Source organism: Stenotrophomonas sp. GD03930, from assembly GCF_029839665.1.
GTDB classification, from domain to species: domain Bacteria; phylum Pseudomonadota; class Gammaproteobacteria; order Xanthomonadales; family Xanthomonadaceae; genus Stenotrophomonas; species Stenotrophomonas forensis.
Window position 1 is genome coordinate 503034 of the sequence record NZ_JAOCAV010000001.1, and the last position, 17111, is coordinate 520144.

12 protein-coding genes are annotated in these 17111 nt (G+C 66.7%); 4 read left to right on the plus strand and 8 right to left on the minus strand.

What is annotated here, in order from left to right; genetic code table 11:
• Positions 1–61: 61 nt before the first annotated feature.
• The 3 genes from N5C18_RS02360 to N5C18_RS02370 are packed head-to-tail and all read right to left on the minus strand — an operon-like array spanning position 62 to position 5453.
• Complete coding sequence (locus N5C18_RS02360) at positions 62–1777, minus strand: alpha-amylase family glycosyl hydrolase (protein ID WP_279943749.1); 1716 nt, start codon at positions 1775–1777, stop codon at positions 62–64.
• On the minus strand, positions 1777–3264 hold the full coding sequence (locus N5C18_RS02365; RefSeq protein ID WP_053508358.1) for an MFS transporter: 1488 nt from the start codon (positions 3262–3264) through the stop codon (positions 1777–1779). The genes N5C18_RS02360 and N5C18_RS02365 overlap by 1 nt, the downstream gene beginning before the upstream one ends.
• A complete protein-coding gene (locus N5C18_RS02370) occupies positions 3261–5453 on the minus strand; it encodes a Six-hairpin glycosidase-like protein (protein WP_279943750.1) in 2193 nt (730 codons plus the stop codon). The genes N5C18_RS02365 and N5C18_RS02370 overlap by 4 nt, the downstream gene beginning before the upstream one ends.
• A gap of 237 nt (positions 5454–5690) precedes the next feature.
• On the opposite strand from N5C18_RS02370, the gene N5C18_RS02375 reads away from it, so the two are divergent.
• Both N5C18_RS02375 and N5C18_RS02380 read left to right on the plus strand, forming a co-directional pair.
• Positions 5691–7742, plus strand: a complete 2052-nt coding sequence (locus N5C18_RS02375; RefSeq protein WP_279943751.1) for a glycoside hydrolase family 97 protein — start codon at positions 5691–5693, stop codon at positions 7740–7742.
• 251 nt (positions 7743–7993) lie between these two features.
• The gene (locus tag N5C18_RS02380; protein ID WP_279943753.1) at positions 7994–10762 is read left to right on the plus strand and encodes a TonB-dependent receptor; all 2769 of its coding nucleotides are present in this window, start codon (positions 7994–7996) and stop codon (positions 10760–10762) included.
• Between the two features lie 189 nt (positions 10763–10951).
• Here the strand turns inward: N5C18_RS02380 and N5C18_RS02385 are convergent, their stop codons facing one another.
• The 3 genes from N5C18_RS02385 to N5C18_RS02395 form a co-directional block, all read right to left on the minus strand.
• Positions 10952–11098 carry a hypothetical protein gene (locus N5C18_RS02385; protein WP_006423566.1) on the minus strand — a complete coding sequence of 49 codons (147 nt, stop codon included), beginning with the start codon at positions 11096–11098 and terminating at the stop codon, positions 10952–10954.
• Between the two features lie 18 nt (positions 11099–11116).
• A complete protein-coding gene (locus tag N5C18_RS02390; RefSeq protein WP_279943754.1) occupies positions 11117–11920 on the minus strand; it encodes a hypothetical protein in 804 nt (267 codons plus the stop codon).
• 155 nt (positions 11921–12075) lie between these two features.
• Positions 12076–13689 (minus strand): alpha-glucosidase, encoded by a 1614-nt coding sequence (locus tag N5C18_RS02395; RefSeq protein WP_164241586.1) that lies wholly within the window; start codon positions 13687–13689, stop codon positions 12076–12078.
• A 214-nt stretch (positions 13690–13903) separates the two neighbouring features.
• On the opposite strand from N5C18_RS02395, the gene N5C18_RS02400 reads away from it, so the two are divergent.
• On the plus strand, positions 13904–14902 hold the full coding sequence (locus N5C18_RS02400; protein ID WP_053508366.1) for a polyprenyl synthetase family protein: 999 nt from the start codon (positions 13904–13906) through the stop codon (positions 14900–14902).
• Between the two features lie 96 nt (positions 14903–14998).
• On the opposite strand, the gene N5C18_RS02405 is transcribed toward N5C18_RS02400, so the two are convergent.
• On the minus strand, positions 14999–15790 hold the full coding sequence (locus N5C18_RS02405) for a dienelactone hydrolase family protein (protein WP_053508368.1): 792 nt from the start codon (positions 15788–15790) through the stop codon (positions 14999–15001).
• 131 nt (positions 15791–15921) lie between these two features.
• Between N5C18_RS02405 and N5C18_RS02410 the strand changes: the two genes are divergently transcribed.
• A complete protein-coding gene (locus tag N5C18_RS02410; RefSeq protein ID WP_279943755.1) occupies positions 15922–16515 on the plus strand; it encodes an SMI1/KNR4 family protein in 594 nt (197 codons plus the stop codon).
• Positions 16516–16574: 59 nt separating this feature from the next.
• On the opposite strand, the gene N5C18_RS02415 is transcribed toward N5C18_RS02410, so the two are convergent.
• Entirely contained in the window at positions 16575–17108 is a 534-nt protein-coding gene (locus tag N5C18_RS02415) for a hypothetical protein (protein ID WP_279943757.1), read from the minus strand.
• Between the last annotated feature and the right edge of the window lie 3 nt (positions 17109–17111).

The following is a 17111-nucleotide window of genomic DNA, read 5'->3' on the forward strand; positions in this document are numbered from 1 at the left end:
TGGCGCCCACCAGAGCGGTAGGCAGGCGCCAGGAATCCGGGGGTCGGCCAGCCGGCCGGCACTACCGCCCCAGCCGCTGGTCCCGTGCCTGCTGGTCGGCCATCGCCTTGTCCAGCTCGGCCTGCAGCGCCGGCTGCTGTACGGCAGCCTCCAGCACATAGACCTTCACCCCGTGCGCCGGCACTTCCGCCGTCAGCGCCTCCTTCACCTTCAGCTCGCCGCCGTCCAGCGCATCGCGCCAGCGACCGGCCTGAACGAAGCGCGTCACCCTGAAGGCCTTGGCCCGGTCGCCCTTGTTCAGCAGCACCAGCGCGGTCTGCGCCACGTCGCCGTGCTGCAGCACGCGGAAGAACACCGCCTCGTCGTCTTGCAGGCGCTCGTTGACCTGCAGGCCGCGCTGCAGGGCCGGGGTGGCCTCACGCAGTCGGGCGATGCGCTGCAGCGGCGCGAAGATCGGGCTCTGCGGCGCGGCATCCACGCGCGGCTGGCCAAAGTAGGCACGGTTGCCGGCGTGCTCGGCGCGGCCACGCATGAAGCCGGTTTCCGAACCGTAATAGACCACCGGGATGCCGCGTGCGGTGAACAGCCAGTTGTGCGCGTCGATGAAGCCGTTGTCGCTGGCCTGCAGGCGCGGCATGTCGTGGTTGTCGTAGAAACTCATCAGCTCGTACGGGTTGGCGTACGGCCCGCCGCTCAGGTGCAGCGGCTCGGCCAGCGTCTCAAAGCCCTTTCCTGCGGTGCCAAAGGTCTGTTCCAGGGCACCGCGGAGCGGGAAGTCCAGCACGCTGACGTTGGCGTTGGCCGGCCAGGTGTGCTCGGCAATGCGCGCGGCATCGTAATCGAACGCTTCGCCGAACATGAACATGCCAGGATGCTCGGCGCGGATGCGCTTGACGAAGGCATGCCACCACGGATGCGGCAGCCAGCCGATGGTGTCGATGCGCAGCGCGTCCACGCCCTGCGCGGTCCACTGCAGGTAGGCGCCCACCAGGTAGTCCATCACTGCCGGGTTGTCCTGGTTGAAGTCGGACAGCTCGGCGAGATTGCCATCGAAGATCGAACCGTCCTTGCTGTCGACCGGGCCGATGCTGTTGTAGAACGCATGCAGCGGATTGTGCTTCGGGTCCAGCTTCTGCGGCGGCAGGTTCTGGTGGTCGGCGATCAGCTTTCCGTCCTTGTCGAAGATCTGGCCGAACTGCGGCTGCCGCGTCGGCATGGTCCAGGCCGGCGAGCCATGGTTGCCGACGATGTCCAGCACCACTTTCAAGCCTGCGCCGTGCAGTCCCCTGGTCAACCCTGCGAAGTCCAGGTCCTTGCTGGGGAGGTGCTCATCAAGTTTGTAGAAGTTGATGCCCCAGTAGCCGTGGTAGCCGGTCTTGCCACGGTCGGTCAGCGTGCTGGTGCAGCTGATCGGCTTGCTGCCGGTGAAGGCTTCATCGGGGTTGTCGACGATCGGCGTGATCCACACTGCGCCGAAGCCAAGATTGCGGATGTACTGCGCATTGTCGAGCACGCCGCGGAAATCACCGCCGAGATAGCCGATGTTGCCGTCCACCTTGTCCGGGCACGGCACCGGGATATCGAAGGTACGATGCGTGCCGCCCTGGTCGCGATGATCGTTGGACGGGTCGCCGTTGACGAAACGGTCGGTGACCACGAAGTACACCGCATCGCTGGCGAACGGCTCGGTGGTACCCACGTAATCCGGGCGCGGCGCAGCCGCCGCATGGCCGGCCAGCAGCACCAGGGAAACAGCAACAGACAGCGCACCACGCATCACACCACCTCCGGACGGGACGGGACCCGCAGCACGCACAGGCCGGCGACGAACAGGCTGCAGCCACCCAGCACCAGCACATGCATTGGCTGGCCACCCAGCCAGGTACGCAGGGCAAAGCCGAGCGCACTGGCCGCGACCAGCTGCGGGATCACGATGAAGAAATTGAAGATGCCCATGTACACGCCCATCTTCGACGCGGGCACACTGTCGGACAGCAACGCATAGGGCAGCGACAGGATCGATGCCCAGGCGAAGCCGACGCCGACCATCGACAGCAGCAGCCAGTGTGGATCGCGGATGAACATCAGCGAGACCAGCCCGGCACCGCCCAGCCACAGATTGACCAGGTGGCTCCAGCGCAGGCCGATCATCCGCACCATCGGCGGGATCAGTACCGCAGCCAGCGCGGCGAAACCGTTGTAGGCACCAAACAGCACGCCCACCCAGTTGGCGCCTTCGTTGTAGGCCACCGACTGCGGATCGGTCGAACCGAAGTGGGTACCGGCCACCGCGGCGGTGGTGTAGATCCACATCGCAAACAACGCGAACCACGAGAAGAACTGCACCCACGCCAGCCGACGCATGGTCACCGGCATCGCGCGCAGGTCGCCGACGATGGCCGCCAGCATGTGCGTGCCCGGCAACGCGCGCGCCAGTGCCAGCAGCAGGCCGTAGCCGGCGCACAGGCCGGCCAGCACGTACAGCATCTTGTCGCCCTGGCGCCAGGCAATCAGCAGCGCCAGCAGCACGCCGATTCCCAGCCACAGGGCCACCTGGCCCCACGATGCGGGCCCGATGACTGCGGTGCCGGCATGGTGCGCCGGTGGCTCGGCATCCTCGAAGCCGGCCAGTTCCGCCGGGGAATACTCGCGGGTGCTGAGCACCGTCCAGGTGATCGCCGCCAGCAGCACCACTGCGCCGAAGTAGAACGCATAGCGCACCGTATCCGGCACTTCACCAGCGACGGCCGTATTGGCCACGCCGAAGTGGGCCAGGATGAACGGCAGGAAGCTGGCGACAATGGCGCCGACGCCGATGAAGAAACTCTGCATCGCGTAACCCGCCGGCCGCTGCCGCGGTGCCAGCTGGTCACCGACGAAGGCGCGGAACGGCTCCATCGATACGTTGATCGAAGCGTCCAGCACCCACAATGTGCCGGCGGCGATCCACAGCGTGGGCGAGTTCGGCATCACCAGCAGCGCCAGCGTGGTCAGCACCGCACCGATCATGAAGAACGGACGGCGGCGGCCCCAGCGCGTCCAGGTGCGGTCGGACAGGTAGCCAACCACCGGCTGCACCAGCAGGCCGGTCAGCGGCGCTGCGATCCACAGCCCTGGTACTGCGTCCATGTCCGCGCCCAGGGTCTCGAAGATGCGGCTGGCATTGGCGTTCTGCAGGGCGAACCCGAACTGGATGCCGAGGAAGCCGAAACACATGTTCCAGATCTGCCAGAACGACAGCTGCGGCTTGGCAGGACGGTTCATCGTGCTTCCTCTTCCGTTGCCACCTGGGCGACCTTCAGCACCTGCACCTGGGCCTGGTTGAGCACGCCCTCGCGGCCGCCCTTGCCCCCGGTGTAGTGCGCGAAGTGCTGCAGCGCGCTCATGTTGAAGCCCTCTTCAAGCGTGACCATGCACTGCCCCTTGGGTACCGTGAACGTAGCCGAGGTCGAATCCTGTACGCCCACGCTGTGCGGCATCGTGACCGTCTGTTTCTGCATAGGCTGGCCCGGGCACTGCAGCACCAGCTGCTTCACCGCCGCGGTGACGCCGGTGTTGATCGGCCCGTTCGGGTTGCTGTACTGCAGGCGCAGGCGCACCTGCCCGGCGTTGGCCGAAGTGAACTGCCAGCGCTGCTCGCCCTCCAACAGCTGCTGCGGACCGACGCAGACCGTCGGGCCGTGCAGTGATTCCAATGCGCCCTCGCGCCGGGTCAGGCTGAGGCAATGTTGCAGGCCTTCGTCGCTGACGTGCACCTGGCCATTGCTGGCGGCGACCTGCTTGCCGTCCTTCCAAAGCCGCTGATCGGCCGCCACCGGCACGGTCCAGCCGGCGCCAGCGCGCGTGGCCTGCGGTGCAGGCGGCGTGGCCGGCGCACGGGCATTGGCATCGGCGGTCATGCCGCGGCCTCCCGCCGCGGCCGGTGCGGCCACCAGCTGCACCGTGGTCGTGTTGCCGTGGGTCTGCGTGCTGCTGGCTACCAGCAGGCCATCGCCCAGCGACGCCGGGCGCTCCAGCACGTAGCGCTTGGCGCCGGCTTCCAGGCTGATGCGACGCTGCGTGCCGAACAACTCCGGCACCAGTACCGCCGGCAGCTTGGGTTGCATGCGGCCATCGTCCTGCACGCCGAACACGCCCTCGATCACCATCGACAGATACCCGGCCACCGACCACAGCTGGCGCTCGGAGTTGACCACCGGCCCACTGAGCTTGCCTTCATCGACATGCACGGCCTGGCTGACCAGTTCGTAGTTCTCCATGTTGGAACCGGCCAGCGCCGCGCCCTGCATCAGCGAACGGATCTCGGCGGCAATGCGCGGCGCATCGTCCAGCTGGCGCGCGGCACGCAGCGAGTAGGCGCTGACGAATGGCCAGATCGCGCGGTTGTGATAGATCGGCTGCTGCGCTTCCTGCGGCCAGACCACCGGGCTGCCGGCCGGCCCCATCGGGTACGTCGCCAGCGCGCGGCGCGCGCGTTCGGCCGGCAACACGTCGGCGAGGATGCCGAGCGACAGGCCGAGCAGATCGACCTTGGCGTACGGCACCGGGTGCGCGGCTTCGCCGATGTAGCTCATGTACTGGCCGATATCCTTGCGCCAGAAGCGCGCATCGATCTGCCCTGCCAGCGCATCGGCCCATGCCCTGTAATCCGCCGCGCGGGCATCGCCCCGCTGGCCGGCCAGGCGTTCGGCCAGGCGCAGCGCCTGGTAGTGCAGCACGTTGGTGGACAGTGCGTACGAATCACCAATGAAGCGTACGTCCTCGCGCGTCCAGTCCGGATAGGTCTGCTCGCGCCAATCGAGGAACGAGGTCTCGCCGCGGTACAGGCCCATCTGCGCGTCGAACACCATCGCACGGTCCTGCGCCAGCGTGCTCTGCAGCGCCTGCCAGACCTGGTCGGCAAACGCGGGATCGTCCAGCAGATGACGTGCAGCCAGGAACCACACCACGCGGTCGCTGCTGATCGGCCAGCTGCCGCCGGACCCGGTGTCCTGCGCGACGAACAGGCCGGGCGTATGCCCATCGCGCGCGGCCGACAGCTTGAATTGCAGCGATTGCCGGGTGCGCTTCGGGTCCAGCCGTGCCAGTGCCAGGTCGGCGGCGAAGCTGACATCGCGGGTCCACACATAGGGCCAGCGCGCACCGGTCTGGAAGCATTCGCACGGTACCGGTCGGCCCTCGTCGAATGCAGGATCGCGGATCGCATCCACGCGATCCTGGTCCATCTCCTGCTGGGCCAGCGCGAACAGCGCATCGAACATCACGCTGCCGGTCTGGCTGCGCATCGGTGCGGCTGCGATCTGCACTGCGCCCTTCGGCGCATGCAGCACGAAGCTGCCGCCGGCAGCGGCTTCGGCGCGCGCCTGGCGGCCGTGGAATTGCAGGTCGGCCGCCTGCGCGGTCGAACCCAGCGCTGCCCCCAGGGCAGCGGTCAGGCAAATGATCTTCAGCATCGAAGCGGCGGACCGGCTTGCGCCCGTCGGCCTCCCTCCCTCTCTGCACGCGTTGTAGGTCCGCACCATCGTTGCCGACGGGCGGGCACGGCGCCTCCCTCAAGGTGCCTGGGCCCCATGGTAGACGCGGGGCTGTCGGCTGCGTCCGGCTGCATACGTATTCATGGCGTCGTGCGGTAGCGCACCTGTCGCACTGGCTTATGGTCCGGGTCTGCCAACGGCGCCTTGGGAGGGGAAATGCCGATGTCACCCACTGCTGTACGGCCCATGCTCGCGCTCGTGTTCGGCCTGGCGTTGCTGGCAATGGCCGCGTTGGCGCAGGCCGCGCCGCAGGTCGTCAGTGTCGAATCGCCGGGCAAGGTGCTCAAGGCCAGCCTGGTACTGGACGGCGGCACCGCCCGCTACCGCGTCGAGCGTTTCGGCGAGACCGTGGTGGAGGATTCGAAGCTCGGCTTCGCCCTGCGCGACGGCCGCCTGGACCGTGATTTCACCGTACTCGGCCAGCAGCGGCGCAGCGTCGATGACAGCTGGGAACAACCCTGGGGCGAACGCCGGGTCACCCGCAACCACTTCAACGAGCTGACCGTGCAGCTGGCCGAGACCACCGGCAGCAGGCGCCGGCTGGATGTGGTGTTCCGCGTCTACGACGATGGCCTGGGCTTCCGCTACGTGTTCCCCGAGCAGCCGAACCTTCACCAGGCGATCATCGATGACGAGCTGACCGAGTTCGCCATTGCGCCGGAATCGACCGCCTGGTGGATTCCCGCCGGCGAGCCGATCCACTACGAATACCTGTACCAGCGCACGCCGCTGCGTGAGGTGCCGCTGGTGCATACGCCGATGACCCTGCGCAGCCGCGATGGCCTGCACGTGGCGATCCATGAGGCGGCGCTGGTGGACTACGCCGGCATGTGGCTGCGCCGCACCGAGGGCCAGCGCCTGCGCGCGCAGCTTTCGCCCTCGGCCGAGGGTTGGAAGGTGCGCCGCGCCCTGCCCTTTGCCACGCCGTGGCGCACGCTGCAGATCGCCGACCGTGCCGGCGGGCTGGTCGAATCGGACCTGATCCTCAACCTCAATGAACCCAATGCGCTGGGCGATGTGAGCTGGGTAAAGCCGGCCAAGTACCTGGGCGTGTGGTGGTCGATGCACCTGGACAACGAGAGCTGGGCGAGCGGCCCGAAGCACGCGGCCACCACCGCGAAAACGAAGAAGGTGATCGACTTCGCTGCTGCGCATGGCTTCCGCGGCGTGCTGGTGGAAGGCTGGAATCCCGGCTGGGATGGCAACTGGGTTGGCAACGGTTACGACTTCGACTTCACCCGTGCCACGCCGGACTTCGATATCGAGGCGCTCTCGGCCTACGGCCTGAAGAAGGGCGTGCACCTGCTCGGCCACCACGAAACCGGCTGCGCCATCGAGCACTACGAAGACCAGCTGAGCGCCGCGCTGGACCTGTATGCGCGGCTGGGCGTGGACCAGTTCAAGACCGGTTACGTCTGCGATGACGGCCAGGTTGACCGCCGCGATCCGAGCGGCGGCCCGCTGTGGCGCGAGTGGCACGACGGGCAGTTCATGGCCCGCCACCACTTGAAGGTGGTACAGGAGGCCGCGCGCCGGCACCTGTCGGTGAACCCGCATGAGCCGATCAAGGACACCGGCCTGCGCCGCACCTACCCGAACTGGATCTCGCGCGAAGGCGCGCGCGGCATGGAGTACAACGCCTGGGGCCAGCCACCGAACCCGCCCGAGCATGAGGTCAACCTGGTGTTCACCCGCATGCTGGCCGGGCCGATGGACTACACCCCCGGCATCCTCAGCCTGAAGGGCCGCCACGGCCAGGCCATTCCCAGCACGCTGGCGCGGCAGCTGGCGCTGTACGTGGTGCTGTACAGCCCGATCCAGATGGCCGCCGACCTGCCCGAGCACTACCTGCAGCACCGCGAGGCGTTCCGCTTCATCGAAGACGTGGCGGTGGACTGGGAGCAGAGCCGCGTGCTCGATGGCGAAGTGGGCGACTACGTGACGATCGTGCGCCGCGACCGCAACAGCCGCGACTGGTTCCTCGGCAGCATCACGGATGAACACGGCCGCGTGCTGTCGGTGTCGCTGGGATTCCTCGAGCCAGGCGTGCGCTATCGCGCCGAGATCTACCGCGATGGCGAGGGCGCCGACTTCCGCGCCCATCCGTTCGCGTTCGTGCGCGAAACCCGCGAGGTGACCAGCGCCGATGCACTGACGCTGGTGCTGGCACCGGGGGGGGGGCAGGCCATCCGCTTCACTCCGCTTTGAATGCCCCGGTAGTGCCGGCCGCTGGCCGGCAACCCGGTGAACGTGATTGCCAGCCAGCGGCCGGCACTACCGCAAGTACTGTCTGAAAGCGATTACACCCCCGCAAACGCCATTGAATACGTATGCAGGGTGATTCCCGCGAAGAACGCGCTGCCTACCATAGCGGCGACGACAGCGGCCACCGCTTCGCACGTCCACGGTCACTCCGGGACGTTCACGAATCGATCTGCAACATTGCCTGGGAGGGGAAAATGTTGAACCACAAGCGCAGTGCGCTGAGTCTCGCGCTGGCCGTTGTGCTGGCGCCGACGCTGGCGTCGGCACAGTCCACGCAGAGCACCACCACGCCGGCCGCCACCGCCGCCACCAACCTGGATACGGTGCAGGTCACCGGCATCCGCCGCGGCATCGAGAGCGCGATCGCGGTCAAGCAGGACGCCACCTCGGTGGTCGAAGCGATCTCCGCCGAAGACATCGGCAAGCTGCCCGATGTCAGCATCGCCGAATCCATTTCGCGCCTGCCCGGCCTGGCCGCGCAGCGCGTGGCCGGTCGTGCGCAGGTGATCAGCGTGCGCGGCCTGTCGCCGGACTTCGCCACAACCCTGCTCAACGGCCGTGAAGTGGTCAGCACCGGCGACAACCGCGGCGTCGAGTTCGACCAGTACCCGTCCGAACTGGTCAACGGCGTGACCGTGTACAAGACCCCGGATGCCGCACTGGTCGGCCAGGGCCTGTCGGGCACCATCGACATGCAGACCGCACGCCCGCTCAGCTTCGGCGAACGCGTGATCGCGGTCAGTGGCCGCTACCAGAAGAGCTCGCTGGGCCGCGCCGCCAACGTCGATCCGTACGGCAACCGCTTCAGCGCCAGCTACATCGACCAGTTCCTGGACAGGACCCTGGGCATCGCCATCGGCTACGCGCACAGCGACATGCCGATCCAGGAAAACCAGGTCGGCCTGTACGAGCCGTGGACCACCGAGCACACCGACAAGGGCGAGCGTCGCGGAATCGCGCCGGGCACCTACTTCACCGATGGCATCAAGGCGCTGCGCCGCACCGGCAACAACAAGCGCGATGGCGTGATGGCCACCATCCAGTTCCGGCCGAACAACAGCTGGACCAGCACCTTCGACGCGTTCCACACCGAAGCCGAGCAGATCGATACCGCCAACCAGTTCGAGCTGAGCCTCAGCGGCAACGGCGAGGACAGCAACAACCCCAATGCGATCCTGCCGGTGTTCAGCAATGTCGGCCGCAACGCCGATGGCAGCTTCACCGGCGGCACGATCAACAATGCGTATCCGCTGGTGCGCGGCATGTACAACAAGCGCAAGGACAAGATCGATGCGTTCGGCTGGAACAACGAGTTCAACGTGGGTGGCGTGAAGCTGGTTGCCGACCTGAACTACTCCAAGGCCACCCGCCGCGAGATCAACCTGGAGAACAACCTGCAGCTGGTGCCGCGCCCGCAGTTCGACACGATCGGTGTCGTCGTGAACAGCGATGGTTTCTCGCAGATCAGGCCGGGCCGGGACTACTCCAACCCGGAGAGCCTGTTCCTGACCAACACCATCTATGGTTCCGGCTACGGCAAGGTGCCGGAGGTAGAGGACCGCCTGAAGGGCGCCAAGCTGGCGGCGACGCTGCCGGTTCCCGAAGCCATGTCCAGCTGGTTCTCCGATGTGGACGTGGGCGTGAACTATGCCGACCGTCGCAAGCAGAAGGCCCAGGCCGAAGGCAACATCCTGCTCGGTGCACAAGGCGAATCCACCATCGCCCCGGACCTGCAGTATCGCCCGGTCAATCTCGGCTTCGCCGGCATCGGCTATATCCCGTCGTGGAATGTGCCGGCTGCGGTGGAGCGCTACATGACCTTCAACCCGGTCGACAATCTGGACTACCTGATTCCCAAGTCGTGGACGGTCGAGGAGAAGATCACCACTGCGTGGGCGCGCCTGAACATCAATGCCGATATCGGCGTGGTCGGGGTGCGCGGCAACGTTGGCGTGCAGATGCAGCACACCGACCAGAGCTCGGATTCACGCTACTGGGACAGCTCGCAGCCAGCGGGCAGCAACATCCAGCCGTTCTCCGCAGGGAGGACCTACAAGGATTGGCTGCCGAGCTTGAACCTGGTGTTCATGTTCCCGCACCAGCAGACGCTGCGCTTCGCCGCTGCCAAGCAGGTGGCACGCCCGCGCGTGGACCAGATGCGCGCCGGCCTGGAGTTCGGCGTGGATACCAACAATGGCCGCCCCGGCGGCAGTGGCGGTAATCCGCTGCTGGACCCCTGGCGTGCCACCGCACTGGACCTGTCCTACGAGAAGTACTTCGGCGAGAAGGCCTACGTGGCCGCGGCGATTTTCTACAAGGACCTGAAGAGCTACGTCTACACCCAGTCGGTGGACAACTACGACTTCAGTGGGCTGCTCGGCAACTATGTACCGCCGCCGGGCATGACCGCGCCGGTACAGACCGTCGGCACGTTCTCGACCCCGCAGAATGGCAAGGGAGGCACGTTGAAGGGCCTGGAACTGACCGCGTCGTTCCCGCTGGACATGCTGACCGACAGCCTGCGCGGCTTCGGCGTGCAGGCCAGCGCGACCTTCAACAAGAGCGACATCACCATTCTGGATCCGGAGAGTGCGTCCAGCGTGGGCACCGATCCGATCAGCCTGCCGGGCCTGTCCAAGCGTGTCTACAACTTCACCGCCTACTACGAGCGCAGTGGCTTTGAAGCACGCGTGAGCCAGCGCCGCCGTTCGGACTTCATCGGTGAAATCGGCAACTTCAACGGCAACCGCACCCTGCGCTACGTGGTGGGCGAGAACGTGACCGATGCGCAGGTGAGCTATACCTTCAGCGACAGCAGCGCCCTGCGTGGCCTGACCCTGCTGCTGCAGGGCAGCAACCTGACCAACGAACCGTACCGCACCTACGCCGGCAGCAAGGACCGCCCGCTGGAGTACATCGAGTGGGGCCGCACCTACATGCTGGGCGTGAACTACAAGTTCTGACCTGGCCAAGGTAGTGCCGGCCGCTGGCCGGCAACCCTGATTCGGTAGTGCCGGCCGCTGGCCGGCAACCCTGATTCGGTAGTGCCGGCCGCTGGCCGGCAACACAAGGGGAGCAGGACCGGAAACCCGCTGCGCAGGCAGCGGGTTTTCTTTTGCATCGGCGCTGCCGTGGATGGATGCGGAACCGGCTCATCCTGCTTCGCAGGTGACCAGCGCGGCGCAGCTGATCGCGATGACCAGTATCAGCGCCAGCAGGATCCACCCACTGGATCGGCCAAGGGCGTGGCCAGCAGGGTTCAGCGCAACGGAAATGATCTGGCCCAGCAGTTCCCACATGGCAGAACCGGTCCCTGCTCAGAACTCACCCGATGCCAATTCGATGAACGAACGCTGGCGACTGGCGGCGGTGATGACGCAGGAGCGATAGACCCGATGCCCGGAGACACCCGTGACATAAGCAACGATCTGGACTGACATCTGGGCGACATAGGACCAGCCAGGTACCCATCCCACCGGCTTCGGCACGAGGCTGAAAGCAGCAGAGCAGTCCATGATGTGTTTGGTTGCCTCACCGAGAACGTGCCCCACCTCGGTGTTCATGTTCCAACCTGATGCCAGTTCGGCAGACCAGATCGCGGCTGCCACCGACCGCATGGCGGCCTGCTCTTCCACGCCTGGCAATGCCAGGATCGATGCAGGGGCGCGCTCTTCCAGCGAACGCTCGGTGGAACGCGAATGACCAGGAGACAGCTCAAATCGCTTCGCCCAGATCAGCAGCACGCGCTGTTGAAGCTCACCGGAGGTCGAGAAGTAACGCACTGCGCGGTCTTCAGCGTTGTAGTACGCCGCGTGCAGGGTGCCATCGGGGTAGACCACGACCGCCGCAGCATGATGCCCGGGGAACCCCAACCGCCACCCATCAAGCAGCAACCCTCCCTCTTTCAGCGGCACCGGTACCGCCGACTCATCGAAGTTGCGCCGGAACGCGCCGTATTCCGGTCCGAGCAACCGCTTCAGGCCGGGCACCACATCAGAGCCCTCAAAGGCATCCTCCAGCGCAGGGCCCACGATCACGATGGGCGTTGCGCAGACAGGGTGGGCGACAGACAGCGCCACAGCCAGCGCCAACAGGCGCACCAGGGAAGTGAAGATACGCATCGGAGTTCCGCCGTGCTGGGAGGGCCATCAGTGTTTCCGCCTGCCCTGCCCGGCGCCATGCCAGAAGTTGGAAAGTCGTCGCCACCGGCGGCCCACAAAAAAGGGACGGGGCGCTTCGGCCCCGTCCCCGCAAGTACCGCCACCGGAGAAAACGGTCAGCTGCGTCGGGCGCAATACACCGCACGCGGCGGCAGCTGGAGTTCATTGCCCTGCACCGTGCCCGCATCCGGGCCCGGCACCGCCACCTGCTGCCAGTGGCCCGGCGGCAGCGGATGGCTCACCGCCTCGGCCGACAGGTTGAAGGCCAGCAGGAGGGTTTCATCTGCAAGCATACGCTCGAACAGCAGCACTGGCTCGGCACTTTCGATGAATCGGAGGCTGCCGTGCAGGAGCGCCGGCTGGCCACGCCGCCAGGCCAGGAAGGCCCGGAACGCCGCCAACACCGAGTGCGGATCGCGCTCCTGCACCGCCACCGCCGCGGCCCGGTGCTCGGCCGGGATCGGCAGCCAAGGCTTACCAGAAGTGAAACCGGCCAGCGGCGCATCGGTCCATGGTAGCGGGGTACGGCAGCCGTCACGGCCCTTGAAGTTCGGCCAGAAGGTGATGCCGTAGGGGTCCTGCAGGGCCTCGTACGGCACCTCGGCCTCGGCCAGGCCCAGCTCCTCGCCCTGGTACAGGCAGACCGAGCCACGCAGCGAGCACAGCATCGCCACCAGCATCCGCGCCAGGCGCGGGTCGGCCGGATGGCCGCCCCAGCGGCTGACCGCCCGTTCCACGTCGTGATTCGAAACCGCCCAGCACGGCCAGCCTTCGGTCATCGCCGCTTCCAGGCGCGAGACCGTGTCGCGGATGTAGGCCGCGCTGTAGTCGTCCACCAGCAGCTCGAAGCTGTAACCCATGTGCAGGCGGCCGTCGCGGGTGTACTCGGCGGTGGTGGCCAGCGAGTCCTCCGAGGAGATCTCGCCGAGACTGACCGCCCCCGGGTACGCGTCCAGCAGCGCGCGCAGGCGCTCCAGGAACGGCAGGTTCTCCGGCTGGGTATTGTTGTAGTAGTGATACTGGTAGGCGTAGGGGTTGTCCGGGCTGAAGCCGCGCCCCACCCGCTTGTCAGCCGGCTTGGGCGGGTTGTCGCGTAGCTGCGCGTCGTGGAAGCAGAAGTTGATGGCGTCCAGGCGGAAGCCATCCACGCCGCGATCCAGCCAGAAGCGCACGTTGTCCAGGGTCGCCTGCTGCACGTCCGGGTGATGGAAGTTCAGGTCCGGCTGGTCGACCAGGAAGTTGTGCAGGTAGTACTGCTCGCGGCGCGGCTCCCACTGCCAGGCACCGCCGCCGAACAGCGACAGCCAGTTGTTGGGCGGCGTGCCGTCCTCGCGCGGGTCGGCCCATACGTACCAGTCCGCCTTGGGATTGCTGCGGTCCTGGCGACTCTCGCGGAACCAGGCGTGCTCGATCGAGGTGTGGCTCAGCACCTGGTCGATCATCACCTTCAGGCCCAGGCCATGGGCCTTGGCCAGCAGGCGATCAAAGTCGTCCAGGCTGCCGAACAGCGGATCGACGTCGCGGTAGTCGGCGATGTCATAGCCGAAATCGGCCATCGGCGACTTGAAGAACGGCGAGATCCAGATCGCGTCCACGCCCAGCGTGGCGATGTGGTCCAGGCGCTCGATGATGCCTGGCAGGTCGCCGACCCCATCGCCGTTGGCATCGAGGTAGCTGCGCGGGTAGATCTGGTAGATGACGGCTCCGCGCCACCATGGATAGTGCGACATCGACAGCCCCCCTCCGGGCATGCGTGACCCGCCGGAAGCGGGCCGAAATCCTGTTCCGGCAAGCTTAGCGGTGGCCTCCATGGCATGGCGCAACCTGCATACGTATTCACGCAGGCAGCCGGCCGGACCCGGGCGAAGGTGCCGCCCGTCGCGGTTTGCGCCCGAATTCACGGGTAGCGCCTATAATCGGCGGTGAGCCTGAAAGCCTGATCGCATGACCATCACCGAAGACACCCGTCCCTTCCTGGGCCTGCCCCAGATCCAGTCGCTTGCCGCGGCCGACATGGCCGCCGTCGACGCCCTGATCCGGCGCCGCCTGTCCTCGGACGTCGTGCTGATCAACCAGATCGCCGACCACATCATTTCCGCCGGTGGCAAACGCCTGCGCCCGATGCTGGTGATGCTGGCCGGCCACGCGGTCGGCCACGCCGGCCCGGACCACCACCAGCTGGCGGCGATCATCGAGTTCATCCACACCTCCACCCTGCTGCATGACGACGTGGTGGACGAATCCAACCTGCGCCGCGGCCGCAGCACCGCCAACGCACTGTGGGGCAACGCGCCGAGCGTGCTGGTCGGTGACTTCCTGTATTCGCGCAGCTTCCAGCTGATGGTTGAACTGGAGCGCATGCCGGTGATGCAGATCCTGGCCGATGCCACCAACCGCATTGCCGAGGGTGAAGTGCTGCAGCTGCTGCACGTGCACAATCCGGATACCGACGAAACCGCCTACCTGCGCGTGATCGAGCGCAAGACCGCGGTGCTGTTCGCCGCCGGCACCCGCCTGGGTGCGCTGGCCAGCGGTGTGGACGAAGCGACCCAGCAGGCCCTGTTCGACTACGGCATGCACCTGGGCTACGCGTTCCAGATCGCCGACGACGTGCTGGACTACTCGGCCAACGCCGAGGAACTGGGCAAGAACCTCGGTGATGACCTGGCCGAGGGCAAGGCGACGCTGCCGCTGATCCACGCCATGGCCCACTCCGATGACGCCACCCGCGAGCGCCTGCGCGCCATCGTGCAGGACGGCGATGCCTCGGCGATGCCGGAAGTGCTGGCCGCGATCCGCGCTACCGGCGGCCTGGAATACAGTCGTCGCCGTGCCGAGGAATACGCCGAAGCCGCCGAGCGCGCGCTCGATGGCCTGGCCGACAACGATGCGGTTGCCGCCCTGCGCGGCCTGGCCCGTTACGCGGTGCAGCGCTCGCATTGACCGCATTCGGTAGTGCCGGCCGCTGGCCGGCATTTCCGATGAAATCCACAGCATCATGAGGTTGCCGGCCAGCGGCCGGCACTACCGCTGCACGGATCAGCGTTTCTCGAAACGTTCCTCGAAGAACTCATCCAGCGCCTTCCACGCCCGCTTTGCCGCCCGTTCGTTGTACTGGCAGCCCGGCGGGCTGTTGGCATCGCGCTCGGCGAAGCAGTGCACCGCGCCGCTGTAGTTGGTGAACTCCCAATCGACCCTGGCCGCGTTCATTTCCTTCTGGAAACCGGCGATGTCCTCGGCGGTCACGCTCTTGTCGTCAGCACCGTTGAGCACCAGCACTGAAGGATGGCTGCCACCGGCCTGCGCCGGCAGCGGCGAACCCAGCCCACCATGCAGGCTGACCACGCCGGCCAGCGGCGCACCGGCACGGGCCAGCTCCAGCACCGTGGTGCCCCCGAAGCAGAAGCCCACCGCACCGATCCGGCTGGCATCCAGCGGCACCTTGCCGGCCTGTGCCTTGAGCACGTTCACTGCCTCCAACGCACGTGCGCGCAGCAGGGGCCGGTCGTTGCGCAGCTTGGTCGCCACCGGGCCGGCCTCGGCATCGGTCTTCGGCCGCACGCCCTTGCCGTAGACATCGGCCACCAGCACCACATAGTCATCGCCGGCCAGCTGCTTGGCCTTCTCGACCGCCGATTCGTTCACGCCTTTCCAGTTCGGCACCATCACCAGGCCCGGGCGCTTGTCGTGCTCGCCATCGTCATAGACCAGCACACCACTGAAGGTCGTACCCTGGTGCTTCCATTCCACCGGCTGCGTCTTCATCGCCGCCCACGCCGGCATCGCCGCCAGCCCCAGCATCACCGCCACACCGCATCGCCAACGATTCATGCGCCTGCTCCGCAAAAAAGGGGACGGAGGGGATTAAGCCGTATTCACCCCTCCCACGTCGCATTCTGCATTGGCGACGTGACGCAGGTGTGGTTGGATACGACTTAATCCCCTCCGTCCCTTTTTTCCGCATGAACCTTGCTGATCGCTTTCTGTCCGGACTGATCCCACGCCTGGCTGCCGATGACGCCCCCCAGTGGGCCCATGTCCGGGGCGCCAGCGCCGACGACCTGCAGCGCCTGCGCGCGCAATGGCCACAGGTGCCGGACAGCCTGGTGGTACTGCTGTCGCGCGTGGATGGCACCCACTTCCGCGAGTACCCCGGTGGCGAGGTCTGTGTACTGATGCTCGGCTCGGACGTGGAAGACGGCGGCTATCCGTACTACCTGCGCTCAGTCGCACAGATCTTCGAAGACCAGCAGCAGTGGGACGACAGCATCCGCTCGATCTACGAGGAATGGCTGGATGACGAGCCGGAAATCCTCGGCGATGGCATCGATGCCGACCTGCCGATGAACCGTCGCCTGTGTTTCTCGCACTGCATGAACAACGGCGGCACCTCGATGCTGTACCTGGATTTCGATCCCGCGCCGGGTGGCTGCGTGGGCCAGGTGGTGCGCTACCTGCATGACCCGGACAGCTACGCGGTGATCGCGCCCAGCTTCGATGCGTACCTGCAGCAGCTGATCGACGGCGACTACGCGTTCATCGACGTGGACGACTGACCGCAGCCGAGCATGGGCTCGGCTCTACAGTAGATCCATGCCATGCGTGGATGGCGGCGTCACCCGCGTTCGATCCAATGCAACGTGCCAGGCTCGAACCCCAGCAGATCCGCGGCTGTCAGCTGCGCACGTACCCAGCGACATTCCGGTGGCTTCGGCTGCCGGGCACCCACCGCGCCATCGTAGTCACGCACCAGCAGGCCGATACGCGCCGCACCGGCCTGCAGCAGCGCGTCGATGCGTTGCAGCCACTGGCCGGCATCGCCCAGGCCTTCGCTCCGGCGTGCCTGCCGCTCCTGCTGGAAATGCGCCAACTGCTCGGCCAGGGCGCGGGCGATCTTCGCCTCGCTCCAGCCTTTCTTCCGCCAGCGCTCCGCATCGCCCTTCCATGCCGGCTCGGCCCGCGCCGCCCCCAGGGCCGTGCCGCAATCGCAGTGCGCGGCACTCAGCCACGGCTGGCAGCTGGGCCCGACCGCCGCCTGGAGGCTGGGCGATGCCTGGGCGAACAAGCGCCGGCCGCTGCGCTCCATGATCGCGGCGGCTTCAACGTGCGCAAACGAGGTGGGCAGGAACAGGGTGACGAAGGTGCACATGCA